The sequence below is a fragment of the Neobacillus endophyticus genome, from assembly GCF_013248975.1.
Classification (GTDB): domain Bacteria; phylum Bacillota; class Bacilli; order Bacillales; family Cytobacillaceae; genus Neobacillus; species Neobacillus endophyticus.
In genome coordinates this window covers 3,082,784-3,107,294 of record NZ_JABRWH010000001.1, presented here as the reverse complement: position 1 = coordinate 3,107,294, position 24,511 = coordinate 3,082,784, and the positions used below count along the sequence as shown (strand labels likewise).

Annotated in this window: 29 protein-coding genes; 10 read left to right on the top strand and 19 right to left on the bottom strand. The window is 37.4% G+C overall.

Translation table 11 applies throughout. The annotated features are described in order from the left end of the window. Positions 1 to 11: 11 nt before the first annotated feature. Both HPT25_RS15370 and HPT25_RS15365 read right to left on the bottom strand, forming a co-directional pair. Positions 12 to 1,217: an FtsW/RodA/SpoVE family cell cycle protein gene (locus tag HPT25_RS15370; protein ID WP_173065849.1), complete on the bottom strand. Its 1,206-nt coding sequence runs from the start codon at positions 1,215 to 1,217 to the stop codon at positions 12 to 14. 191 nt (positions 1,218 to 1,408) lie between these two features. Continuing rightward, complete coding sequence (locus HPT25_RS15365; protein ID WP_173071178.1) at positions 1,409 to 1,690, bottom strand: Fpa/YlaN family protein; 282 nt, start codon at positions 1,688 to 1,690, stop codon at positions 1,409 to 1,411. 171 nt (positions 1,691 to 1,861) lie between these two features. Here HPT25_RS15365 and HPT25_RS15360 point away from each other — a divergent pair, with 171 nt between their 5' ends. Next, complete coding sequence (locus HPT25_RS15360; RefSeq protein ID WP_173071177.1) at positions 1,862 to 2,356, top strand: peptidyl-prolyl cis-trans isomerase; 495 nt, start codon at positions 1,862 to 1,864, stop codon at positions 2,354 to 2,356. A 30-nt stretch (positions 2,357 to 2,386) separates the two neighbouring features. Here the strand turns inward: HPT25_RS15360 and HPT25_RS15355 are convergent, their stop codons facing one another. Continuing rightward, positions 2,387 to 3,715: a PhoH family protein gene (locus tag HPT25_RS15355; RefSeq protein WP_173065846.1), complete on the bottom strand. Its 1,329-nt coding sequence runs from the start codon at positions 3,713 to 3,715 to the stop codon at positions 2,387 to 2,389. Positions 3,716 to 3,902: 187 nt separating this feature from the next. On the opposite strand from HPT25_RS15355, the gene HPT25_RS15350 reads away from it, so the two are divergent. Beyond that, positions 3,903 to 4,493: a YhcN/YlaJ family sporulation lipoprotein gene (locus HPT25_RS15350; protein ID WP_173065843.1), complete on the top strand. Its 591-nt coding sequence runs from the start codon at positions 3,903 to 3,905 to the stop codon at positions 4,491 to 4,493. Between the two features lie 26 nt (positions 4,494 to 4,519). Here the strand turns inward: HPT25_RS15350 and HPT25_RS15345 are convergent, their stop codons facing one another. After that, positions 4,520 to 4,975: a pyridoxamine 5'-phosphate oxidase family protein gene (locus HPT25_RS15345; protein ID WP_173065841.1), complete on the bottom strand. Its 456-nt coding sequence runs from the start codon at positions 4,973 to 4,975 to the stop codon at positions 4,520 to 4,522. 160 nt (positions 4,976 to 5,135) lie between these two features. Between HPT25_RS15345 and HPT25_RS15340 the strand changes: the two genes are divergently transcribed. Continuing rightward, on the top strand, positions 5,136 to 5,336 hold the full coding sequence (locus HPT25_RS15340) for a YlaI family protein (RefSeq protein ID WP_173065839.1): 201 nt from the start codon (positions 5,136 to 5,138) through the stop codon (positions 5,334 to 5,336). Positions 5,337 to 5,381: 45 nt separating this feature from the next. Here HPT25_RS15340 and HPT25_RS15335 read toward each other — a convergent pair whose 3' ends face one another. From HPT25_RS15335 to typA, 3 genes are all read right to left on the bottom strand, one after another. Then, positions 5,382 to 5,666, bottom strand: a complete 285-nt coding sequence (locus HPT25_RS15335; protein ID WP_173065836.1) for a hypothetical protein — start codon at positions 5,664 to 5,666, stop codon at positions 5,382 to 5,384. A 13-nt stretch (positions 5,667 to 5,679) separates the two neighbouring features. Continuing rightward, on the bottom strand, positions 5,680 to 5,952 hold the full coding sequence (locus HPT25_RS15330; RefSeq protein WP_312857349.1) for a YlaH-like family protein: 273 nt from the start codon (positions 5,950 to 5,952) through the stop codon (positions 5,680 to 5,682). A gap of 88 nt (positions 5,953 to 6,040) precedes the next feature. Further along, positions 6,041 to 7,879, bottom strand: coding sequence for a translational GTPase TypA (gene typA / locus HPT25_RS15325; RefSeq protein WP_173065834.1), 1,839 nt, complete (start codon positions 7,877 to 7,879; stop codon positions 6,041 to 6,043). Between the two features lie 146 nt (positions 7,880 to 8,025). On the opposite strand from typA, the gene HPT25_RS15320 reads away from it, so the two are divergent. Continuing rightward, positions 8,026 to 8,211 carry a YlaF family protein gene (locus HPT25_RS15320; protein ID WP_173065831.1) on the top strand — a complete coding sequence of 62 codons (186 nt, stop codon included), beginning with the start codon at positions 8,026 to 8,028 and terminating at the stop codon, positions 8,209 to 8,211. A gap of 31 nt (positions 8,212 to 8,242) precedes the next feature. Here the strand turns inward: HPT25_RS15320 and HPT25_RS15315 are convergent, their stop codons facing one another. Both HPT25_RS15315 and HPT25_RS15310 read right to left on the bottom strand, forming a co-directional pair. Further along, the gene (locus tag HPT25_RS15315) at positions 8,243 to 9,040 is read right to left on the bottom strand and encodes an inositol monophosphatase family protein (protein WP_173065829.1); all 798 of its coding nucleotides are present in this window, start codon (positions 9,038 to 9,040) and stop codon (positions 8,243 to 8,245) included. 314 nt (positions 9,041 to 9,354) lie between these two features. Then, on the bottom strand, positions 9,355 to 9,549 hold the full coding sequence (locus tag HPT25_RS15310) for a YkzI domain-containing protein (RefSeq protein ID WP_173065826.1): 195 nt from the start codon (positions 9,547 to 9,549) through the stop codon (positions 9,355 to 9,357). Between the two features lie 182 nt (positions 9,550 to 9,731). Here HPT25_RS15310 and HPT25_RS15305 point away from each other — a divergent pair, with 182 nt between their 5' ends. Beyond that, complete coding sequence (locus HPT25_RS15305; RefSeq protein WP_173065823.1) at positions 9,732 to 10,364, top strand: YktB family protein; 633 nt, start codon at positions 9,732 to 9,734, stop codon at positions 10,362 to 10,364. Between the two features lie 40 nt (positions 10,365 to 10,404). On the opposite strand, the gene HPT25_RS15300 is transcribed toward HPT25_RS15305, so the two are convergent. Both HPT25_RS15300 and HPT25_RS15295 read right to left on the bottom strand, forming a co-directional pair. Next, a complete protein-coding gene (locus HPT25_RS15300) occupies positions 10,405 to 10,677 on the bottom strand; it encodes a UPF0223 family protein (protein ID WP_173071173.1) in 273 nt (90 codons plus the stop codon). 43 nt (positions 10,678 to 10,720) lie between these two features. Next, positions 10,721 to 11,680: an NAD(P)H-dependent flavin oxidoreductase gene (locus HPT25_RS15295; RefSeq protein ID WP_173065821.1), complete on the bottom strand. Its 960-nt coding sequence runs from the start codon at positions 11,678 to 11,680 to the stop codon at positions 10,721 to 10,723. 291 nt (positions 11,681 to 11,971) lie between these two features. Between HPT25_RS15295 and HPT25_RS15290 the strand changes: the two genes are divergently transcribed. Then, on the top strand, positions 11,972 to 13,450 hold the full coding sequence (locus HPT25_RS15290; protein ID WP_173065818.1) for an aminotransferase class I/II-fold pyridoxal phosphate-dependent enzyme: 1,479 nt from the start codon (positions 11,972 to 11,974) through the stop codon (positions 13,448 to 13,450). 143 nt (positions 13,451 to 13,593) lie between these two features. Here the strand turns inward: HPT25_RS15290 and HPT25_RS15285 are convergent, their stop codons facing one another. Then, entirely contained in the window at positions 13,594 to 13,716 is a 123-nt protein-coding gene (locus tag HPT25_RS15285; protein ID WP_173065815.1) for a GapA-binding peptide SR1P, read from the bottom strand. Between the two features lie 165 nt (positions 13,717 to 13,881). Next, on the bottom strand, positions 13,882 to 14,181 hold the full coding sequence (locus tag HPT25_RS15280; protein ID WP_173065812.1) for a DUF3055 domain-containing protein: 300 nt from the start codon (positions 14,179 to 14,181) through the stop codon (positions 13,882 to 13,884). Between the two features lie 159 nt (positions 14,182 to 14,340). Between HPT25_RS15280 and HPT25_RS15275 the strand changes: the two genes are divergently transcribed. Next, complete coding sequence (locus HPT25_RS15275) at positions 14,341 to 14,775, top strand: DUF1885 family protein (protein ID WP_173071171.1); 435 nt, start codon at positions 14,341 to 14,343, stop codon at positions 14,773 to 14,775. A 26-nt stretch (positions 14,776 to 14,801) separates the two neighbouring features. Here the strand turns inward: HPT25_RS15275 and HPT25_RS15270 are convergent, their stop codons facing one another. The 6 genes from HPT25_RS15270 to HPT25_RS15245 form a co-directional block, all read right to left on the bottom strand. Further along, positions 14,802 to 15,044 (bottom strand): hypothetical protein, encoded by a 243-nt coding sequence (locus HPT25_RS15270; protein WP_173065809.1) that lies wholly within the window; start codon positions 15,042 to 15,044, stop codon positions 14,802 to 14,804. A gap of 180 nt (positions 15,045 to 15,224) precedes the next feature. After that, positions 15,225 to 16,640, bottom strand: a complete 1,416-nt coding sequence (gene lpdA, locus HPT25_RS15265; protein WP_173065806.1) for a dihydrolipoyl dehydrogenase — start codon at positions 16,638 to 16,640, stop codon at positions 15,225 to 15,227. Positions 16,641 to 16,644: 4 nt separating this feature from the next. Continuing rightward, positions 16,645 to 17,970: a dihydrolipoamide acetyltransferase family protein gene (locus HPT25_RS15260; RefSeq protein WP_173065803.1), complete on the bottom strand. Its 1,326-nt coding sequence runs from the start codon at positions 17,968 to 17,970 to the stop codon at positions 16,645 to 16,647. Positions 17,971 to 18,009: 39 nt separating this feature from the next. Further along, positions 18,010 to 18,987: an alpha-ketoacid dehydrogenase subunit beta gene (locus tag HPT25_RS15255; protein WP_173065800.1), complete on the bottom strand. Its 978-nt coding sequence runs from the start codon at positions 18,985 to 18,987 to the stop codon at positions 18,010 to 18,012. 3 nt (positions 18,988 to 18,990) lie between these two features. Further along, positions 18,991 to 20,106 carry a pyruvate dehydrogenase (acetyl-transferring) E1 component subunit alpha gene (gene pdhA, locus HPT25_RS15250; RefSeq protein WP_173065797.1) on the bottom strand — a complete coding sequence of 372 codons (1,116 nt, stop codon included), beginning with the start codon at positions 20,104 to 20,106 and terminating at the stop codon, positions 18,991 to 18,993. Positions 20,107 to 20,609: 503 nt separating this feature from the next. Beyond that, on the bottom strand, positions 20,610 to 21,269 hold the full coding sequence (locus HPT25_RS15245) for a YkyA family protein (protein ID WP_312857293.1): 660 nt from the start codon (positions 21,267 to 21,269) through the stop codon (positions 20,610 to 20,612). Between the two features lie 163 nt (positions 21,270 to 21,432). Between HPT25_RS15245 and def the strand changes: the two genes are divergently transcribed. From def to rnjA, 3 genes are all read left to right on the top strand, one after another. Next, a complete protein-coding gene (def, locus tag HPT25_RS15240; protein WP_173065794.1) occupies positions 21,433 to 21,987 on the top strand; it encodes a peptide deformylase in 555 nt (184 codons plus the stop codon). 624 nt (positions 21,988 to 22,611) lie between these two features. Continuing rightward, positions 22,612 to 22,821: a DNA-dependent RNA polymerase subunit epsilon gene (locus HPT25_RS15235; protein WP_173065791.1), complete on the top strand. Its 210-nt coding sequence runs from the start codon at positions 22,612 to 22,614 to the stop codon at positions 22,819 to 22,821. Between the two features lie 6 nt (positions 22,822 to 22,827). Then, positions 22,828 to 24,495 (top strand): ribonuclease J1, encoded by a 1,668-nt coding sequence (gene rnjA / locus HPT25_RS15230; RefSeq protein ID WP_173065788.1) that lies wholly within the window; start codon positions 22,828 to 22,830, stop codon positions 24,493 to 24,495. Positions 24,496 to 24,511 lie beyond the last annotated feature (16 nt).

The window sequence follows — 24,511 nt, the reverse complement described above, 5'->3', positions numbered from 1 at the left end:
CGCGTTTTTAATCATAAATAGTAAACCTTGCCATCACGTTGATGCAGTTTGTTATTCACTTGTTCCTTTTGATTTTTATACTTCTTTTCATAGTTTACGAACATAGATACATTGACAAGTATTCCCGTTGCAGCTGCAAGGGTTAATAGTGAAGAACCTCCATAACTGATAAAAGGAAGCGGTACACCTATAAGCGGGAGGATACCGGAGACTCCTGCAAGGTTAATAAAGGTTTGAATTCCAATTAACCCTGAAACACCGAAAGCAAGCAAACTTCCGAAAGGATCCTTACACTGTAATCCGATATAAATACCGCGGAGTACGATATAGCCAATTAGTAGAACCACAAAACCTACTCCCCATATCCCTAATTCTTCGGCAATCACCGCCATAATAAAGTCAGTATGTGATTCAGGCAGAAAGCCAAGTTTTTGAATGCTTTTCCCTAAACCCAATCCATTAATTCCGCCTGATCCAATGGCAATAAGAGAGTTTGCTAAATGAAATCCTGCTCCATTTACATATTTAGCAGCAAAGGGGTTCCCCAATATTGCAAAGCGGCTCATCCTCTTTTCTGTAAAAATGAAATGTTGCATTACCAATAGAATTGGTGTGAGAACAACTAAAGCAGCAACCAGGAGCTTTGCTACGTTTTTCAAATTTAAACCGGAACATAACAGGATCGTACTGGCAATTAGGGCAACGACAAGTGCTGTACCAAAATCCGGTTGGATTGCGATTAGGCCACAAACAATAAAAAGAAAAATTAATGGTGGAAGAATGCCTTTATTAAATTGATTAATATAGTCCTGCTTTTTGGCGTATACTGCCGACAAATAAATAATCACAGCAAGTTTGACAAACTCAGAAGGCTGTATTTTTATAGAACCAAATTGATACCAGCTTTCCGCATTACCAGCAACATGTCCAAAAACTAATACTCCAAAAAGCGCAGCAATCGAGCTTACCACAGTAACGATTAAAAATTTCTTAAATTGCATCATCTTGTAAGGAGCAATCGCTGTAAACAGAAAAATAACGGCAAAACACGAAAGCCACATTTTTTGTTTTTGATAAAAATAATCACTCTGCACACCATATCTTTGTTCGGCCGTTGCCATACTGGCACTATAAACCATAATTAAACCAAAAGCGCACAAGAGGATGACCGCGATGATTAAAGAATAATCATAGGATTTTAAGATTTTTTTAACCATTTAAACGTCCTCATTTTTAAAAATTGATTTATACCATTCTATTATAATAGAAAATAGGAGCCTTGACTTGGAAAAGTTAATTTGTTACAACATTTTAATAATAACAATACCGATAAATGGTTATGTTTCCCTATTCCTCACGGATAATAAAAAACCCAAACAATTTAATTTCATTGTTTGAGTCCTTTTCATTATTTTCTAATTGAAGCATCGTGCAGTGCCGATAATTCTCTTTCTAATTTATCTAAAATTGCCTTTCCATCCTTACTATCAATTAAGCCCAGCCGGACAGCAAAGTCTATTTCTCTTGATAAGCCAAACATTTGTGTATCCAATACCTCTTCATAAAGAGGGCATTGAGGCATCGTGAGATTGTCCATTTGTACTTTGATGAGTTTTAAAATTTTCTCAGCGTCAGCCTGCAGCAATGCAAAAGCTTTTTCCTGATGATTCACGATCATTTCAGACGCCAACATTGATCCCCCCATTCAGAGCGATTATTCAACTTATCTATAAATTTTAACGTCTGCAAACAAAAATTGCAAGAACAATGCGGTTTTTACCAATTAGAGAATACTTACTATGACTTTTATCAGAAAAAAAGCTATACTTAATATCGGTTAGACATTAGGGGGTATTTAATGATGGAAAATATCATGACCATTTCTGGAAACGTAAACTATCCTATTACACTTGATCCAGCGACATGGATTTTTGACGATCGCCGTATTGATTTAACAACCTGCTTTGTAAACAAGGAAATGTATAATGCTGATGAGGAATATACAAAAGCTGCCTCCAAGCATTGGGATCGTGAAATAATGGAAGGAGCCATCTTTCCGCCTACATTAAAAACGGAAAAAAAATTTGAAAAAGAAAAAATGATAACCGGTACATTCGGCATTCACTTAAAGCCCTTCCTGAAAAATTCAGAACCTAAAAATGATGCTGTAACTCTGGTTATTCATGCAACAGACGCAGAGTATGAGTATCCATTAAGCAAAGCAGGAGATTTGATATTAAAATTTTCAGAAGATGGAAAACCGTTAAAAACAGATGGACCTGTTCATGTCTATTTCGCAGATGGCTCCAATCAGCATAACCCAATTAAAAATGTCCATAGATTTACTGTAAAATAAGACGGGTGCACAAGGGCGCCCGTTTTCCTTTTATAACAAATCTGCTGCAAGTCTTGCCAATCCGGATCTTTCACCTTTTAAAAGTTTTACATGTCCTGAAATCACTTGATCTTTAAACTTTTCCACTACATAGGTCAGACCATTATTATAGGCATCCAAATACGGATGGTCGATTTGTTCAGGGTCACCCATGAGCACAATCTTACTGCCTTCTCCAACCCTCGTTAATATAGTTTTTACTTCATGTTTTGTTAAATTCTGTGCTTCATCAATGATAATAAATTGCTTGGGCAAACTTCGACCGCGAATATAGGTTAACGCTTCTACTTCGATCGAACCCATCCCCGCTAAAATGGCGTCCAGTTCACCAGGTTTTTTTGTATTAAATAAATACTCAAGATTATCATAAATAGGCTGCATCCAAGGACGTAGCTTTTCCTGTTTTTCACCTGGCAAAAAGCCTAAATCTTTTCCCACTGGAACAATAGGTCTGGCAACTAATAGCTTTTTATATTCATGCAAATCTTCTGTTTGCATTAACCCTGAGGCCAAAGCAAGTAGGGTTTTACCTGTTCCAGCCTTGCCAATTAAGGTAACAAGAGGGACATCCTTTCTGAGCAATAATTCGATGGCCATTGTTTGTTGAACATTTCTTGAATGGATTCCCCATACGTGCTCATGATTGATGACTAATTTTTTTACTTTTTTGCTTTCTTTTTCTACCATTCCGATCGCAGATGCCGAGCTCCCTAGAGCGTCCTTCATAATCAAAAATTGATTTGGATAAAATGGATGGTTGGCAATATCCGAGAGAAAGAGTTCACCCTTCTCATAAAATCTTCCTAATAATTCAATGGGAACATAAACCTCAAGAAATCCTGTATAAATATGATCAATTTCAACAACTCGGTCATTTAAAAAATCTTCTGCCATCAATCCGATTGCATCAGCCTTTACTCTAACAAGAGCATCTTTGCTGACAAGAATGACAGGCTTGCCATCTTCCTTGGTTTGTTCTTCCAAAGATAAATTTTTGGCAACAGCTAGAATTCGATTGTCATTTGTTTTTTCAATAAAAATTTCCTGGAGCTCATGAAAGGTACGATGATTTAATTCAATTCTAATTGTCCCTCCATTTTCGAGGGGGATTTTTTCATGAAGCTTTCCTGAGGCTCTCAAGCCATCAATTAATCTTGATACGTGTCTGGCATTCCTTCCGATTTCATCCATATACCGTTTCTTTGAGTCCACCTCTTCCAGAACGACAGCTGGAATTACAACTTCATTATCTTCAAAAGAGAAAATGGAATTCGGGTCTTGTAATAAGACGTTCGTATCTAACACGTATATTTTACTCAAAGCGACGCCTCCGCTTCACTTGGTGTAAGTCAGTTTTCAATTGACCTGCAAACCGTTTACTAGATAGGACTTTGGTAAAATATATGTTTATCCGAATAAAGATAGAATGTATTTCACACAATAAATGTATGTAACACCACTTATGTTTGGATAAAATTTCTTTTTGCTTTTTAGGGGTGGAACTTTCATGAGGAAAATCTATATAGCCGTTACTATATGCCTGATTCTTGCAGGATGTAATACCAATACTCATAATCAGATTGCAGGCAATGATAAACAGTCATTAACTAATGTAAAAAACAGTTACATCCATAGCGTGGATCGAAAAACCGGCCAAGAAATATCAAAAAGGCTGGTACAGCTTGCGACTAGTATTCCGAATGTAAATGATGCCACTGCCGTCGTACTGGGCAAATATGCAATTGTAGGGATTGATGTCAATTCAAAGCTTGATCGCTCTCATGTTGGTTCAATAAAATATTCTGTTGCCGAAAGCCTAAAAAAGGACCCTTATGGAGCCTATGCTGTTGTAGTTGCTGATGCAGATACAACAGAACGGCTTAAAGAAATACAAGGGGATATTAAAAACGGCAAGCCCATTCGCGGGATTATGGAAGAGCTCGCGGATGTAGCTGGAAGACTAATGCCCGAGATACCTGGAGATTTAATTACACCAAGTCCTCAAAAAGCACCGGATAAGCAAAATCACAAGCTTCCTGCGAATGAAGAAAAACAACTAAAAAAAGAACAAGAGGACCAATCAAACCACCAAAAATAGGTATTAAAAAAGCTTAGTGCAGCTCACTAAGCTTTTTTCAATTGGTTCATGACTTGCGTATCCAAACGTTCAGCCGCAACTTTGTCATAGGTTTTATCATACTTTACATCGGTCACAATTTTGGATCCATAAAACATCACATCTCTTACCTCTGTGATTTTTACCTTTACCAATGCCAGCTTTAATGGGACATCCGGGATTCTTTCTGCCATAATGGAAGCCTCTCCCTGGATAGAATAAGTAGACTCATTCGCAAATAAAGTGATAACAACCAAGTTAATTTTTTTTATATTCTCAATGACCCTCGAACGATGATCAATAGCAAAATAAATGGTAGCATCATCTTTTGCCAGTATCCAAGAAATCGCACTTATATTAGGACCGCCTGTTACATGATCAACTGATGCCAAAGTCACAAATTTTTCCTTTTGCAACTCATCAAATAATGGCTTGATTAGCTTTGGTTCCACTTCATTTACCATGTTTCCAACCCCTTATTTTTCCTTCCACATGCTCGTTATTCTAATATTACTACTATCCCTTTTTTTCAGCAAATAAATGCGAGATTATCTATCAGGTCAACTTCATGCTATAGTATAATATAAATATTCAGATTCGATCATGAATTGAAGAGGTGCATTAATGAGAGTAAAATGTGTTATTTGCGATAAGATTGAAAATATTGATGACGAATCCCTTATGGCCAAACGGCTTCGAAACCGTCCCATTCATACATATATGTGCGTAGAATGCAGCGAGCGTATTGCTGATAAAACCAATGCCAGAATGGCCACAGGAAATTTTCGCTTTTATCGGGCAAGACCAGATAAGGATGAATGGTAAAAAAAACACAAGTTCTTTTCAATTTCGAAAAGAACTTGTGTTTTTTTATTCAAAATTCACGTATTTTTCAGGTTCTTTATTAATTTGATTCAGCATGATTTCAATTAATTCTCGCGGAAATCGAGTTTTCTTTTCTTCTTCCTTATGCTGATATGAAAGAAAATACATAACATCATCTTTCGTTATGTCAATCTTCTCTACTTCATACTCAGAATGAAGAATTTTATCAAAATGGTCAAGCGTTTCTTTTGCCGCGGTATCCTCTGGACGAGCATCGCAAACCACCTTAATCGTAAGCCAATTATATAAAACATCATGTAACGACGTCATGATTTAACCCCCGTTATTTTGCTTCTGTCTGCTGCTTTTTCGACTGGTGTAAGCGAAATTTATAGATAATTAATACAATTGCTGCAACTAATAAACCTTCTGCGATCGGCAGCCCGTAAGAAAATAATAGTAACAATAAACAGCCAAGTACTAGACACGTATAAATAATTACGTTTTTCATTAGAGGCAGCTTTTTGGCAAAACCTAATCTGTATACAATAACAGACAAGATCACAATGAAGATATATTGAAACATGACACCCATTTCAATATCACTTTTTGTTATGGGCGAATTTCCTGCAGCAAGCTCGATGAAAAATCTAAGGCTCGGTGAAAAGGATTTTAACTCGTCCACGGCGTGCACCCCTTTAAAATTAACTCATTTCAGCATATTTTTTCTTTTTGGCTACTCGTTCCCGTTCACTCTTATCAAGAATCTTCTTCCGAAGTCGGATCGATTTCGGGGTTACTTCGCAATATTCGTCTTCATCCAAATACTCTAAAGACTCCTCCAATGACATGATCCGTGGTTTTTTAATAACTGAAGTCTGATCTTTTGTTGCAGAGCGGACATTTGTCTGTTGCTTCACTTTTGTGATATTGACGGTTAGATCGTTTTCTCGGGTATGTTCGCCAACAATCATTCCTTCATAGATTTCAGTACCTGGCTCAACAAAAATGGTACCCCTGTCTTCAACCTGCATAATACCATATGTTGATGCTTTTCCTGTCTCCATTGATACAAGAACACCTTGACGTCTGCCTCCTACCTGTCCAGGAGCCATTGGCTGATAGCTATCAAACGTGTGATTGATAATACCGTATCCGCGTGTTAGGGTTAAAAATTCGGTTGTATAGCCAATTAAGCCGCGAGCAGGTACATTAAAGATCAGACGAACCTGACCGTTTCCATTATTAATCATGTCTAGAAGTTCGCCTTTACGCGCTCCAATGGATTCCATAACGGCACCAGTATGCTCTTCAGGCACATCAATTTGAACTCTCTCAATTGGCTCACAACGAACGCCATCCATTTCTTTTACAATAACCTCAGGCTTTGAAACTTGAAGCTCATATCCTTCACGACGCATATTTTCAATTAAGATAGATAAATGAAGTTCTCCACGGCCAGAAACAATCCATGCATCTGGTGAGTCAGTATTTTCAACACGTAAACTCACATCTGTTTGTAACTGCGCCCGTAATCTTTCTTCAATCTTTCTCGCTGTTAGATATTTGCCTTCACGACCTGCAAACGGGCTGTTATTGACAACAAAAGTCATTTGCAGTGTTGGCTCGTCAATTCGTAATACTGGCAAAGCTTCCTGCTGTTCAATTGGACAAACAGTTTCACCCACATTAATATCTTCCATCCCGGAAACAGCTACTAAATCACCTGCTTTTGCTTCCTCAACTTCTTCACGTTTTAAACCAAAGAAACCTAAAATTTTGGTCACGCGGAATTGTTTCACAGATCCATCAAGCTTCATTAATGCGACCTGCTGCCCAACTTTCATGGTACCGCGGAATACACGGCCGATTCCAATTCTGCCGACATATTCATTATAATCGAGAAGAGCAACTTGAAATTGAAGTGGTTCATCGCTATTATCAATCGGAGCAGGCATATTTTCAATTATTGCTTCGTATAAGCATTGCATATTTTCATCCTGTTTTTCAGGATCAAGGCTTGCAGTTCCGTTAATAGCAGATGCATAAATAACCGGAAATTCTAATTGGTCTTCGTTTGCATCAAGTTCAATAAACAGATCAATTACTTCATCAACTACTTCATTTGGACGGGCAAAATCACGGTCAATCTTATTAACGACTACGATTGGCGTTAAATTTTGCTCTAAAGCTTTTTTAAGCACGAAACGAGTCTGCGGCATACATCCCTCATATGCATCAACTACAAGAAGTACCCCATCTACCATTTTCATGATCCGTTCTACTTCACCGCCAAAATCAGCATGCCCAGGGGTATCCAAGATATTAATTCTAGTGTCTTTATATTGGATGGCTGTATTTTTGGCCAGGATCGTAATCCCGCGTTCTCTCTCTAAATCGTTTGAATCCATTGCCCGTTCTTCAACGTGTTCGTTTGAACGAAAAATACCTGATTGTTTTAATAACTGATCGACCAATGTTGTTTTCCCATGGTCAACGTGGGCAATGATTGCAATATTTCTTATATCATTTCTTGTTTTCAAAAAATTCCACTCCTGACTTTATTCAATAAATAACCTAATTATAGTTTCTCATCCATAACCAAATTATTATACCATATTTACTGTGGAAACTTAAAACGATTTTATGTAGAATAAAATTATATTAATAAACATAAGGGGTTTTTAAGATGAACCGAGTTAAATGGCCATTGCTCTTTTATGCAATACTGGCTGCAGCAAGTATTATGGGAATTGGCGTTGCCATTGCTGAACAAAGTCTGTTAGGGGTTTTTGGCTGTATTGCAGCTGTTATTGTAATTATGGGATTAGGCTTTACAACAAAAAAGAAAATGCGGGAAAAAGGACAATTATAACTTGAAAAGAAGCCTTTTAATAGGCTTCTTTTTACCACTTGCCGCATTTTAAATATTCCTGCAAGATGGTTTCATGTAAACCAGGTCTTGCCACCAACAAGGAATCATTTGAGAGAAAATCAAGTTTTTCTCCTCTTAAGTTTGTCACAATGCCCCCAAGTTCCTCTACAATGACTGCACCTCCAGCAAAATCCCAGGGTGACAATCTCATGGAAATATATGCATCAATCCGGCCTGCTGCTACAAACACCATTTCCAAAGCAGCTGTACCATATGACCTGGTTCCTCGTGCCTCTCGAACCAAGGGGATTAAGAGATTATGATCAATTCGGCGATTTTCCATAACCCATGTGGCATTTAAAGCAATGATCGATTCATTTACTTTTCTTGGATGTAAAACAGGGATAGGCTTGTCATTTATATATGCGCCACTGCCTTTTACTGCATGGTATAACTCATCATGAACGACATCATATACAAGTCCGATTTTCCCGACACCATTTTCATACACGCCGATAGAAATGGCAAAATTCCGCTGCTGATGAATAAAATTCATCGTCCCGTCTATGGGATCAATAAGCCACACAATTCCATTAAGGTTTTCAGGTTTATCCCCAAATCCTTCTTCTCCGAGAATTTTATGTCCGGGATAAGTTTCGCGAATTTTACTTATAAAAAACTGCTCTGTCTCTTTATCTATGTTCGTAACAAGATCATTTGGATTTGACTTGGTTTGAATATTTAAGGTTTTATCAAATGACAGACGAATTTTTTCTCCAGCTTCTTTCACCCATTGAAATGCATGAGAATAAATTTGTTCCCAATCCATATTTCCCCTCCATTTTGTTATTTTAAACAGGCGGTTAAATTTAATGTTGATTTCAGTTCTCATCAACATATTAGCGAAATCAACAGTGTACTTTAAATATCGGAAACCGTTGTATTGTATGTAGTATGAGTCATGATAAAAAAATTGATGTACCTTTAGCTTAATCAAATTAGGGATACACAGCAACAATTAGCACTCCCATTATGTAAAAAAACGTTCAATAATAAACGAACCCCCCGCTGCTTTTGGAGTTCGTTTTAATTATTTATTCTATTCTGTTCCATTCTAATTTGTTGCTCCTTGGATTGCAGATATTAAAAAGCTTTTAATCGTAATAATTCCAAACGAATTTTTTCTAATTTTTGTTTGGATTCTTTTATTTTTTTCTCATCTTTTTCCTCGATCGCTTCAAATAGTACTGCTAATTCGTAATCCATTTCTAATCTCAATACCGCAGTTCTTTCCTTCTCGCTAGCTTTTCTAAGAGATGTATTCATTAATTGTTTCACCTTTCTCCTCCCCTTTCATTCCATTCACTGATTTTTCGGATTATTTTTTTTACTTTATAATATGAGTGATTTTGATTGTTGGAACAAATATGTGCTTTAACCTATGAGAGCGCAATGTTTTTTGAATCTTACATGATATGCTACAATATAAGACAAAAACCGCACTGGGAGGTTAGGAGAGAGTGGAATTCAACGGTTTTACTCAACAGGATTTTGATGTTTTTTTAATAGATGGCCTTGAGTCAAGAATGGAGGCTTTAAAAACAACGATTCGCCCAAAATTGGAAAGCCTGGGGGCTTATTTCGCACCAACTTTGTCTGCATTGACAGGGGATGAAATGTTTATGCATGTAGCTAAACATGCACGAAGAACGATTAATCCACCAAAGGATACGTGGGTTGCCTTTGCCAGTAATCCCCGGGGATATAAAATGCTTCCACACTTCCAAATCGGCTTGTGGCATACGCATTTATTCATTTGGTTCGCCGTCATATATGAAGCACCGCAAAAAGCCGAAATCGGAGCCAGATTTACAAATAAAATTAATAAAATATACAAAGAAACGCCGAAAGAATTTGCATGGTCTTTAGATCACATGACTCCTGACACCACTAAACATGAACAGTTGACAAATAAAGACCTTTTAACCTATTTTGAACGGCTTCAAACTGTGAAGAAAGCTGAAATTCTTTGCGGATATACCATAAGCCGCGAGGAAGCTATCCAATTAAATTCTGATGAGCTTCTGCAGCAAATCGAACATGTTTTCACAAAAACAACTCCTCTTTATAAACTTGCAGTGGGCAGCAAATAGAAAAAGCTTCCGGAACTATTTTTTCCGGAAGCTTTTTTCCTTAATCCATTTTTATCCGTGCCCCTTCTGAGGCTTCTTTGGCTTTTTTAATTGTACGATAAGAAGAATACCCGCTGACTTCTTCAAATTCCCCACAAACCGTCTTTTCCTCGGCCATACTCGGTACAATTTCTTTAAAGCGCCGATAAATCTTCATAATCTCATCGCGGTCGATACCTGTTTCATAAGCTTTTTCCACCGCTTCAAAAAATTTTACTACATCTACTATTTCTTCCGTTGACCAATTGTAATCAATTGGGTATTGGTATTCCATCATATTCACCTTCTAACCTTATAACCTAATAGGAATCATACCCTTATTTTGCCCATTTTGCACGAATTTGTTCTGCCTCCATTATCATTCGTGCGAACAATTCCGATACTGAAGGCACGTCTTTAATGAGCCCCATTACTTGCCCAGCCCAGGCAAACCCTTCATCAAAAACCCCTTCATATATGTATCGTTGATTAGCAGCACCGCTAATAAAATCCTTTAACTGCTCATACCCTCCTTGTCTTTTTTCAATCTCCAGTATTTTTTCAGTCCAACTATTGGAGATCGCTCTTGCAGGTGCACCTAGCGAGCGTTTAATCACAACAGTATCCGCTTCATTACCTATTACTAAAGCCTTTTTATAAACTTCATTTGCATGAACACATTCTTTTGTGGCAATAAATCTAGTCCCCATTTCAATACCTTCAGCTCCTAGACTTAGTCCTGCCATCAAACCTCTGCCATCGCCTATGCCTCCTGATGCGATTACAGGTATTGAAACAGAATCCACAACCTGGGGAATTAACACCATTGTACCAATATCATCCCTTCCGAGGTGTCCTCCTCCTTCCTGTCCCACAACCATTACAGCATCAGCTCCAAGCTCTTCTGCTTTGATAGCCTGTCTTCTTGCAGCCACTAGTACAAGTTTTTTTGCTAGAGTACCTTTAAGCTGTTCAAAAATGGGTGCGGGGTTGCCACCAGTCATTGAAATAACGGGTACCCCTTCTTCAATAGCTATTTGTAAAAAATCAGCAAATGGTCGATTATTTTGTCCAATGGCAAAATTGACACCAAAAGGCTTATTGGTTAGTTTTCTAACCTTTCTAATCTCGTCTCTAAGTAATTCAGGACTTTTTAAAGACATAGCTGTTATTTGGCCCAGTCCTCCCGCATTCGATACAGCTGCTGCCAACTCTGAATAAGCTAAATAAGCTAACCCCCCCTGAATGATGGGGTACTCTATATTTAATAGGTCTGTTACTCTTGTTCGCCAATTCAAGACCATCCCTCCTAATAATGTTTGTAAATTGTTATTTCGTTTTACAAGTCTAATTTTCCTTGTTTTTAGGGAAACTATATTAAATTCGAATGCGTTAAACTTGGAGGTTGATTTTCCCTCCAAGCAACTAGATAAATAAGCAACAACAGATTTAATAAAGCCTTCATAAAAAAAAGAGAGAATGATCCATGATTAAACCTATGCAATAAACATGATTAGTGTTATAATTCAATTTGTTTTATTTTTATACATCAATAAAAGGTATTTTTGGAATAAGAGGTGTGAAATCAATTGTCTCAAGATCAGACACAAACACCGTTATTTAGCGGTTTATTAAAGCATGCAAAAAAAAACCCGATTCAATTTCATATACCCGGCCATAAAAAAGGAGCGGGAATTGATCCGGACTTCCGTCAATTTATTGGCGACAACGCTCTTTCTATCGATTTAATTAATATCGGACCACTAGATGACCTTCATCATCCAAAAGGTATGATAAAGGAAGCACAGGACCTTGCTGCAAAAGCTTTTGGTGCTGATCATACATTCTTTTCAGTTCAAGGAACAAGCGGAGCCATAATGGCAATGGTCATGGCCGTTTGTGGACCGGGAGAGAAAATCATTGTCCCAAGAAATGTTCATAAATCAGTTATGTCTGCCATTGTTTTTTCTGGGGCTATTCCAGTGTTTATACATCCTGAAATTGATAAAAAACTTGGCATTTCTCATGGAATCACGACGGAATCTGTAGAAAAAGCTTTAAAACAGCATCCAGATGCGAAGGGTGTTTTGGTCATTAATCCAACATACTTCGGCATATCCGCAGATTTAAAAAAAATAGTTGAAATTGCCCATTCCTTCCATGTACCCGTACTTGTTGACGAAGCACATGGCGTTCACATTCATTTCCATGAAGACTTGCCGTTATCTGCCATGCAGGCTGGTGCCGATATGGCAGCTACAAGTGTTCATAAGCTTGGCGGTTCCATGACCCAAAGCTCCATTCTAAACGTAAAAGAAGGACTCGTTTCTGCTAAACATGTTCAAGCAATTCTTAGTATGCTCACTACTACGTCAACATCTTATTTATTGCTTGCATCTCTTGATACGGCACGAAAACAATTAGCTACAAAGGGAAAAGAACTCATTGATAAAACCATTCGGCTTGCCCAGTCGATCCGAAATCGTATAAATGAAATTGACCATTTATATTGTCCTGGAGAAGATATAATCGGCACCAAAGCAGCCTATGATTATGATCCAACGAAACTGATTATTTCTGTGAAAGACTTAGGAATAACAGGATATGAAGTGGAAAAATGGCTCAGGGATCATCACAATATAGAGGTGGAATTATCCGATCTATATAACATTCTTTGCATCGTTACAATTGGAGATACTGAGAATGAGGCAGATTTGCTAATCAATGCTCTTAAACAGCTTTCTGATGAATATAGTCATCGCTCTGAGAAAATTGAACCTGTTGAAGTTCTCCTATCAGAAATTCCCGTTCTAGCGTTAACGCCTCGAGATGCATTTTATTCTGAAACAGAGACTATTCCTTTAGAAGAATCGGTTGGAAGGATTATCGCGGAGTTTGTCATGGTCTATCCACCGGGAATTCCAATTTTTATTCCTGGTGAAATAATTACGAAAGAAAATCTGTATTACATTAAGAAAAACCTTGAAGCCGGGCTTCCTGTTCAAGGACCTGAAGATGATGAATTAAAAACGATACATGTAATTAAAGAATATAAAGCGATCCAATAAAGAAAACTCGCCGACTGGCACCCCGGCAGGGCGAAGACAGAGGCGTAGTCGCCCTTATGCATGATAGGAAGTTATATTTTCCTATCGGCTAAAAAATACAGGATTCCAAAACTGGAATCCTGTTTTATTTTATTTTATTTTATTTATATTTCTGATTCTGAATGCTGATCACAGCAGCAATCGCACTTGGAATAAAGAACAGTCACCTTTTCATCTTCAAAATGATCAATGGTGGAGTTGCAGCTTTGGCAAACGATTGTTCCCATCGAATTTCATCCCCTTTTCAAAATTGGATTTTAGAAAAATAAAAACGTTTTATACATCCTTGAATACATATTAATATATCACATTTATTTTTTCAAGCCTAAATTGTATGTCACATTTAAAAAAAGGCACAAAAAAAGATCGAAAAAATTCGATCTTTTTTTACCTTATTCATACTCAGCGATATAAGGGATTGCTGGAAGTGTTTCGCGAAAGAATTCTACTAAATCAGCTGCTTGGTGTTTATCAGGGATGCGGAATACATTTTGAAGGTGTTCGATATCTTCTATGTCCTTCGGGTCGAGGAGTGTTGAACGGCCAGTTTGCATGCAGACAACAAGAGGTTTTCCAAAAAACATATTGGTATAGACAATACCAAAGTCATAGCGGGTATGATCAGTTGTAAAACCCACAAATCTTACTTTTACATTTTCATGCTCATCATATAATTTGTAAAATAGCTCCATAATTTCCTCCCTCTTTTTATATATTTAGAATATTATTATAATTCAATATCAGAAAAATGACAATAAATCCTACAAAATTTATGTAAGAGTTGTCATTACTTTTTAATCAATGCTAGAATATAATTGCTTACATAATGGATTTATAGAGGGGGAAGGATGATGGCGGTTAATGCATATATTAAGCTTGTACCTTCATCTGCAAAACAAACCATCACTACGGAAGAAGTAAAAGAACTTTTTTACTATTATAAAGACATAACAGGAAAGACTGGCGATCAAATAAATTGGCAGTATAATGATACCGCATTTCCTTATGAAATAAATGAAACTGCCGAAGGAAAGGGCAAGTGGTTTTATTTAAAGTCAAACCATGAACGTTATAAACTTATTTTAATCGGAGTAGATACCGAAACAATCATCGATGAAGACAGTACTGAAAGAGAACAAGCTTACGTTCAAGTTACACTGCCAGAACCATCAACCTTTGGTGACAAAGGAAAAGCAAATGAATTTTGCAAATTCCTTGCCAAGAAGCTTCAAGGAGAGTTACACCTTTTTAATGACCGAGTCATGTACTTCAACCCAAGAAAATAAAAATAACTCGCCTAAAGGCGAGTTTTTTAATGGATAAAGTGTTCCAATGTAAAATGTAATGAGGTATAAATCACCAAACTTAGGGTTGTGATAAACAGTGTTTTCTTAGAGGACTTTGTAACTTTATGGCCAATTAAAAATGCCAAATAGAAAAAAATAAAAAACATTATTACTTTATAAATCAGCTGGTCGTGTTTAGAAAGCCACTCAATAAATGTAAAGCCGCTCCATATAATAAATTGCAGCATCATGACGACATATACCCTCATATTGATCACCACTTAAAATCCATTTGTTTTGCAAAAGAATGACCAAATATAATTCAATATATGAAAGAAAATGACAAGATATATATCAGAATAGAACAAAATGTAATTATAAATAATATAATTCGCTGTTAAAAAACAAAGTCCTTTTCATCTAGATGAAAAGGACTTTATTTTAAACCATTATTTTAAAATGTGGATTGGGCTGCCCAGTGCTACTTCCGCAGCTTCCATTGTGATTTCACCTAGCGTAGGATGAGCATGAATGGTCATGGCCAAATCTTCTGCTGTCATACCAGCCTCAATAGCAAGACCTAATTCTGCAATCATATCAGAGGCACTTGCTCCTGCGATTTGAGCACCAATAACGAGACCATCTTCTTTACGGGTAATTAACCTTAAGAAGCCATCTCCGCTGTCCAAAGATAAAGCACGGCCGTTAGCAGCAAATGGGAACTTAGCTGCAACAACTTCAATACCTTCAGCTTTTGCCTGTTCTTCCGTATAACCAACTGATGCCAACTCTGGATCAGAGAAAACAACAGCAGGAATTCCTAAATAGTCAATTTCAGATGGATGGCCAGAAATTGCTTCAGCAGCAATTTTTGCTTCATAAGATGCCTTATGTGCTAATTGAGGTCCAGCTACCACATCACCAATTGCATAAATATTAGAAACACTTGTCCGGCATTGCTTATCGATTTCAATAAGGCCACGGTCCGTCATTTTCACACCAGCTTGTTCAAGGCCCATTTCGTCGGTGTTAGGACGGCGCCCTACCATGACAAATACGTAATCAGCTTCGATTTTCTTTTCTTCGCCTTTTGTTTCAAATGTAACGACTACACCATTTTCGGTTTCTTCTACACCTTTAGCCAATGCTTTTGTATAGAATTCTGCCCCTTTTTTCTTCATTGAACGTTTAACAAGGGCTGCCATTTGTTTATCAAATACCCCAAGGCCTAAGATTTCTTCTGCGCCTTCAAGAATAGTTACTTGGCTGCCAAAATTCGCATATGCTCCACCAAGTTCTATACCTATTACACCGCCGCCAATAACGACAATTTTTTCAGGTATTTCATTCAATGCCAATGCACCAGTTGAATTTAGTACGCGTTTTGAATATTTAAAGGACGGCAGTTCAATCGGACGAGATCCCGTTGCAATAATGGCATTTTTAAAGGTATATGTTTGTGCTGAATTTTCATCCATTACGCGAAGTGTATTGGCGTCAACGAAATATGCCTCACCGCGAACGATGTTCACCTTGTTTCCTTTTAAAAGGCCTTCAACACCGCCAGTTAACTTCTTCACGATTCCTGCTTTGAAATCTTGTACTTTTGAAAAATCAACCTTCACATTTTCAGCAGTAATACCAAATGATTCGGAATGAGCTGCTGTTTCATAACGATGGCCTGCAGCAATCAAGGCTTTTGAAGGAATACAACCTACGTTTAAACAAACACCGCCGATATATTCTCTTTCAACAATCGTTACTTTTTGGCCAAGTTGAGCAGCACGAATCGCGGCAACATATCCTCCAGGGCCTGAGCCGATGACTATAGTATCTGTTTCAATTGGGAAATCTCCAACTACCATTTTCTTACGCCTCCATTAACAATAGTTCTGGATCGTTTAATAAACGTTTAATATGATTCATTGCATTTTGAGCAGTCGCACCATCAATCATGCGGTGGTCAAAGCTTAAAGATAATGCCAATACAGGTGCAGCTACAATTTCACCGTTACGAACAATTGGCTTTTCAGCAATACGGCCAACACCTAAAATAGCAACTTCAGGATGGTTAATAACTGGTGTAAACCATTGTCCACCTGCTGAACCAATGTTAGAAATCGTGCATGAAGCACCCTTCATTTCATTAGGAGCTAATTTGCCATCACGTGCTTTAGTAGCAAGCTCATTAATCTCATTTGAAATAGTGAATACTGACTTGCGGTCTGCATCTTTTACAACTGGGACTAATAGTCCTTTTTCAGTATCTGCAGCAATTCCGATATTATAATAATGCTTATGAATAATTTCATTCGCTGCATCATCAAGTGATGTATTAAGGACAGGGAATTCTCTTAATGCACTTGTTAATGCTTTTACGATATAAGGTAAGAAAGTAAGTTTGATGCCTTTTTGAGCAGCAACTTCTTTAAATTTCTTGCGGTGTGCCACAAGTTTAGTTACTTCCACTTCATCCATTAATGTAACATGTGGAGCAGTATGTTTCGAATTAACCATTGCTTTAGCAATCGCTTTGCGAATTCCGCTCATTTTTTCACGAGTTTCAGGATATTCTCCCTGTGGAATTGGAGCAGCAGCTTTTGGTGCTTCTGCTGCAGGTGCTTCAGCAGCTGGAATACCTTCTGCTTGTGGTGCTGCTACTTGAGCTCCACCATTTAAGAATGCATCAATATCAGCCTTCATGATGCGGCCGTTATTTCCAGAACCGGATACAAGGCGGATATCGACACCATGCTCACGTGCATATTTACGAACAGATGGCATAGCAATAATGCGTCTGTTAGGATCTACATCAGCCTGTACTTGTGGAGCAGCTGTTGCTTGTGCTGCTGCCGGAGCAGTTTCAGGTGCTGGTGCAGGAGTTGGAGCTGCTTGCTTTTCCTCTTGTTTAGGCTCATCATCTCCATGATCACCCTTAAATTGTAAATCTTCATAACCTGGGGCATCGAAAGTCACAAGAACTTGCCCAACTGTTGCGACAGTCCCTTCCCCAATCAATACTTCTAGAACTGTTCCTTCAACAGGAGAAGGAATCTCGACTACTGCTTTATCATTTTGAATTTCACAAAGGACATCATCTTCTTGGACTTTATCGCCTGGTTTAATAAACCATTTGACAATTTCCCCTTCATGAATCCCCTCACCGATGTCAGGCATTTTAAATTGAAATGACACTGGGTTTCATCTCCTATAAAAATATTTTGATTTATTTACTTAGAATGATAAGACTTTTTTTGCTGTTTCAATTACATCTTTATAGTTAGGAAGCCATACGGATTCTGCTTGTGAGAATGGATAAATTGTATCCGCCGCAGTTACACGTAATACAGGTGCTTCTAAACTTAAAATTGCACGGTCATTAATTTCAGCCACAACGGTAGCAGCAACACCTGCTTGTTTTTGCGCTTCCTGCACAACAATTGCCCGTCCAGTTTTTTCTACAGATGCAATAATGGTGTCAATATCAAGCGGGCTGATCGTTCGTAAGTCAACAACTTCTACAGAGTGACCTTCTTTAGCTAACTCTTCAGCAGCTTTTAATGATTCATGCACCATTGCACCGTAAGTAATAATAGATAAATCTGTTCCTTCACGTTTTACATCTGCTTTTCCAAGTGGAATTGTATATTCTTCTTCAGGAACCTCTTGTCTGAATGCACGATATAATTTTAAATGTTCAAGGAAAATAACTGGATCATTATCACGAATGGCAGAAAGTAATAATCCTTTAGCATCATATGGAGTAGAAGGCACAACAACTTTTAAACCAGGTGTTTGGGCCATTAATCCCTCTAAACTATCTGAATGAAGCTCAGGAGTATGAACACCACCGCCAAATGGTGAACGTACAGTAATTGGCATGTTGTAACGGCCGCCTGAACGATAGCGCATACGAGACATTTGGCCTGCAATTGAATCCATTACTTCAAAAACAAATCCAAAGAACTGAATTTCAGGGATTGGACGGAAGCCAGTTAAAGAAAGACCGATAGCCAAACCTCCAATTCCAGATTCCGCAAGCGGTGTATCAAATACACGGTCTTCACTAAATTCTTTTTGCAAACCTTCTGTTGCACGGAAAACACCGCCGTTTACACCAACGTCTTCTCCGAAAACCAATGTTTTAGGATCATTGCGAAGCTCTGTACGCAGCGCATCAGTAATAGCTTGGATCATTGTCATTTGAGCCATGACTTACTTCGACTCCTTTGCTTTATAAATTTCATACTGTTCTTTTAAGTTTTGAGGCATTTCTTCAAACATAATGGACATCAAGTCAGTCACTTTTTGTTTTGGAGCATCGTCTGCTTGTTTGATTGCCACTTTAATCTCTTCTTTTGCTTGTTCAATCACTTGATTTTCCATTTCTTCATTCCATAGACCTTTCTTTTCAAGGAATTTACGGAAACGTACAAGAGGATCTTTCTTTTCCCATTCATTATCAAGCTCTGCAGTACGATATCGAGTTGGATCATCTCCAGCCATTGTGTGTGGACCATAACGGTAAGTTAAAGTTTCAATTAAAGTAGGTCCTTCGCCATTAATTGCACGCTCACGAGCTTCACGTACAGCTGCATATACAGCTAATGGATCCATTCCGTCTACTTGAATACCAGGAATTCCTGCTGCAACTGCTTTTTGAGCAATTGTTTTTGCAGCTGATTGTTTTTCAACTGGAGTAGAAATAGCAAAACGGTTGTTTTGCACAATAAAAATGGCTGGCGCTTTAAATGCTCCTGCAAAGTTAATTCCTTCATAGAAATCACCTTGTGAAGCACCGCCGTCACCTGTGTAAGTAATAGCTACTGCTTTTGAACCGTTTTTCTTAAATCCAAGAGCAACCCCTGCCGTTTGTACGTATTGGGCACCAATAATAATTTGCGGTGAAATGACATTGACGCCTTCAGGGATTTGATTACCATGATAGTGTCCACGCGAGAACAAGAATGCTTGATATAATGGTAAACCGTGCCAAATTAATTGAGGAACGTCTCGATACCCTGGAAGGATAAAGTCTTCTTTTTCAAGAGCAAATTGAGATGCCAATTGTGATGCTTCTTGTCCTGCAGTTGGTGCATAGAAACCTAAGCGTCCCTGACGATTTAAGGAAATAGATCTTTGATCTAGAATACGTGTATAAACCATGCGGCGCATCAATTCTTGAAGCTGCTCATCGGTTAGTTCTGGCATAGCCGCTTCGTTTACGACTTCGCCTTCTTCATTTAAAATTTGAAGTGTTTGAAATTGCTCCTCCACTGATTCAAGTGCTTTTTTAGCATCTTGTGTGGTCTTTTTAATAGTAGAAGCCATCTGTTTACATCTTCCCTTCTATTCAATTTCTTTAATTTTTTAATAAATTCCACTTCGTTTAGGTTACCCCAAAATACATAGATAAAAGCAGAGAAGTTAAGCATTCATTAACTGCTAAATTGTTCGTTTTGGGTATCCAAGTATTCACATAGTTCTTTATTACCGGCAATATTTCAGGAATACACTAATTAGTAGTTTTTCACAGAACGTACGAGATAAACTAAAAAATCATGATTTAGGTGGAATCTTATCTGTATCACTCAACAAACAATTGAAATTGATACAATTAATTATCACATATACGAGTTTACAACATTGTTAATAAGACGTCAAACACTTAGCGTATTAATTTTCTATCCTATTCATAGTATTAAATTTGGATACTAACTTCCATTCTGTATCACTAAAATTATCCCTCTGTTATATAAAATTACTTTTTTTCACTAGTTGTTATAATATAGAAAAAATCGGCTGTGCCAGCCGATTTTTCAGTGAAGATATTCCTATTTCGTATCTAAACCTGCTTTTTTATAAAGTTCAACCTTCTTTGCATTATATTGTTCAGTAAGCTTATTAAACGTTTCATTTGCTGCAGAAACCTTTTTATACTCTTCATTAATTTTATTTACTTGAACTTCCAATTGGTTAAGGGGCAGGTTTTTATTTTTAAACATTCCATATAATTGTTTGTCATATTGGATGGCTAATGTATACTCCTTTACGAGTTCATCATGGGCATTATATCTTTGGATCATGATATGGTAAAGTTCCTCGCTCAACTGTCTTATAGAAGGATCTTCCAATCCTTTATTGATTTCAGGCAGTTTTTGAAATTCCTTCTCTGATTCCTTTATGCTGTTCGTTTCTTTCTCTAAATACATTTCTCTTTTGTCGGCAGATGCAATGGCTTCATCAGACAATATAACAATTTGGCTATAGTCTTTTACACCTAATTTAATGATTTGATCATAAAGGCTTTTTTCTTTCTTTTCCAATTCAGTTATGGGTTTCTGCTGTTCTTCAAAAACTTTTTCTTTAACCGCAACTTGTTCTAGTGCCGTATACAAGTTGTCAATTGGTTTTTGCTTATTTCCACATCCAGTAAGAAACAAAATCAGAACCATTATTATTAAAATAACCCGAGTTTTACTTATTTGTAACACCCTTTTGATCCTCCTATCCAATCCACCTCTTACTATATCTGTCCTTTCTCGAAATGACAATATTAAGTACTTAAAGCAAAGATTAAACCTGAACTATTGTTAACATTTATGAGATTGTTTGATAGACTATTGGTGAATTATTTAAGCACAGGAGTGAAAGTTCATGATCACAATGGATGATATTATTCGCGATGGCCATCCAACCCTAAGAAACGTAGCAGCAGAGGTTGCCCTACCGCCATCAGAAGAAGATAAAAAAACTCTATCCAGTCTTTTAGAGTATCTTATCAATAGTCAAAACCCTGAAATTGCAAAAAAATATGGATTACGCCCTGGAATAGGTCTAGCAGCCCCGCAAATTAATGTATCAAAAAGAATGATCGCTGTTCATTTAACAGATGATAAAGGTGCTCTTCTAAGTCATGCATTATTTAACCCGAGAATTGTCAGCCATTCTGTTGAAATGTCTTATTTAACAACTGGTGAAGGCTGTTTGTCCGTGGATGAATCGATTGAAGGCTTTGTTCCCCGCTATGCAAGAGTGACGATAAAAGGTACAAATCTTGATGGCGAAGAGGTAAAGCTACGCTTAAAAGGACTGCCTGCCATTTGCTTTCAGCATGAAATAGACCATCTTAACGGGGTCATGTTTTATGATCATATTGACAAAAATAACCCACATAAAGCAATTGAAGGCGCAATTGCCATTGAAAGATGAAAAAACACCGGTCAAAAAACTTCGACCGGTGTTCTCTTTTTTTGTGTGTAAAAGGAGGTTGTTGATTTTCTAAACCTATTGATGGGTGTGAAAATTAATAACCAAGATAGCAGCGATAAAGTTTATTTTATTAAAAATAATTTAAGACTTTGTAATTCCATGTTTAACCATGAAAAATTCCGCTTTTTCATCATACAATATATAGTAAGAAAATGATTCTGTAAAAAAATTTCAATTATTGGCTAATGCTGCTTTACATTGGACAAGGATGGTTTAAAATAAAACTAAGGAGATGATCCACTATGTTAAAGAAGCTGAGAAAGAAGCTTTTAAAACAGTGGAAGGATTTATTACGTAAAAAATCTATTGCCTAAAACATTTCTTGAGCCCTTCAAACTTGCGAAGGGCTCCTTCGTTATTGTAAATTGGTTAACAGTGATTCTTTTTTTGACAAGGCGAACTTAACTTACTTTATTGATTGGGCGGAAATATTAAGGGCAATTTTACAGAGCCTTTGACAAAGTTTTCACGTTCCTCCAGAGAATGTTAAAGAAAATAAATGAAAAAGATGAAAATCTTTTATATAATAAAACAAGTCATGATTGAGTAAGGAGCGAATTTGGAATGATATTTAAAGTATATTTTCAGGAGAGCATCAAAGAAGTCCCAGTTCGGGAGAAAACAAAAACTGTATTTATTGAAGCGGAATCGTTACGAGATGTACTCTCTAGAATCGCAGATCGCGGCTATAATATTGAATTTGTTCAAGAAGTTAAAGGAGCCTATTTAGAATACGAACAACAAAACGAAGACTTTAAAGTATTGGAGATTTGATAATTTATGAAATTTGTGAAAAACGATCAAACTGCTGTTTTTGCCTTAGGAGGTTTAGGCGAAATTGGCAAAAACACATACGGGGTGCAATTCCAAGATGAGATTATTCTTATCGATGCCGGAATAAAATTCCCTGAAGATGAACTATTAGGAATTGATTATGTTATTCCTGATTATACTTATTTAGTTAAAAACGAAGAAAAAATAAAAGGCCTTTTTGTTACCCATGGGCATGAAGACCACATCGGAGGAATCCCTTACCTACTAAGGGAAGTAAACATTCCGATATATGGCGGAAAACTTGCCTTAGGACTTATTAAAAATAAATTAGAGGAACACGGACTATTAAGGAACGCAAAACTGATCGAGATTAAAGAAGACGATGTCATCAAATTCCGAAAAACATCCGTTTCGTTTTTCCGGACTACTCACAGTATTCCAGATTCCTATGGAATTGTCGTAAAAACGCCTCCAGGTCAAATCGTCCATACCGGAGATTTTAAATTTGACTTTACACCAGTTGGTGAACCAGCTAACTTGACCAAAATGGCTGAAATCGGAAAAGAAGGAGTACTTTGCTTACTTTCTGATAGCACCAACAGTGAGATTCCTGAGTTCACTATGTCGGAAAGACGTGTAGGCGAGAGTATTCATGATATTTTCCGGAAAGTTGAAGGCCGCATTATTTTTGCTACATTTGCCTCAAATATTTACAGACTTCAACAGGTCACAGAGGCTGCTGTTGCGAATGGAAGAAAAGTTGCTGTTTTTGGCCGCAGTATGGAAGCTGCCATAAATATTGGTCTAGATTTAGGATATATCAATGCACCAAAAGATACATTCGTTGAGGCAAGTCAAATTAATCGCCTTCCAGCAGACAAGGTAACTATTTTATGTACTGGAAGCCAAGGCGAACCAATGGCTGCATTATCAAGAATTGCGAATGGTACACATAGACAAATTCAAATTATACCTGGCGACACGGTTGTATTTTCTTCTTCTCCTATTCCAGGTAACACAATCAGCGTTTCAAGAACTATTAATATGCTGTTTAAAGCAGGCGCAGAAGTCATCCACGGAAAATTAACGAACGTTCATACCTCTGGGCACGGCGGACAGGAAGAACAAAAGTTGATGCTCCGACTCATTAAACCAAAATTCTTCATGCCTATCCACGGTGAATTTCGGATGCAAAAGATGCATGCCCGGCTGGCAGTAGATTGTGGTGTAGAAGAGGAAAATTGTTTTATCATGGATAATGGAGAGGTTTTAGCTCTCTCCGAAAATACAGCACAGGTTGCCGGAAAAATTCCTTCTGGATCCGTATATATTGATGGCAGCGGTGTAGGTGATATCGGAAATATTGTATTACGCGACCGGAGAATTCTCTCTGAAGAAGGCCTCGTCGTGGTTGTTGTCAGCATTAACATGAAAGAATTTAAGATTGCCTCCGGTCCAGATATTATTTCGCGGGGATTTGTCTATATGCGGGAATCAGGTGATTTAATCAGTGATGCCCAAAATCTGATTACAAAACATTTGAATAAAGTAATGGAACGAAAAACAAGTCAATGGTCAGAAATAAAAAATGAAATTACGGACACATTGGCACCATTCCTATATGAAAAAACAAAACGGAAACCGATGATTTTACCAATCATCATGGAAGTGTAGGTATAATAAAAAAGAG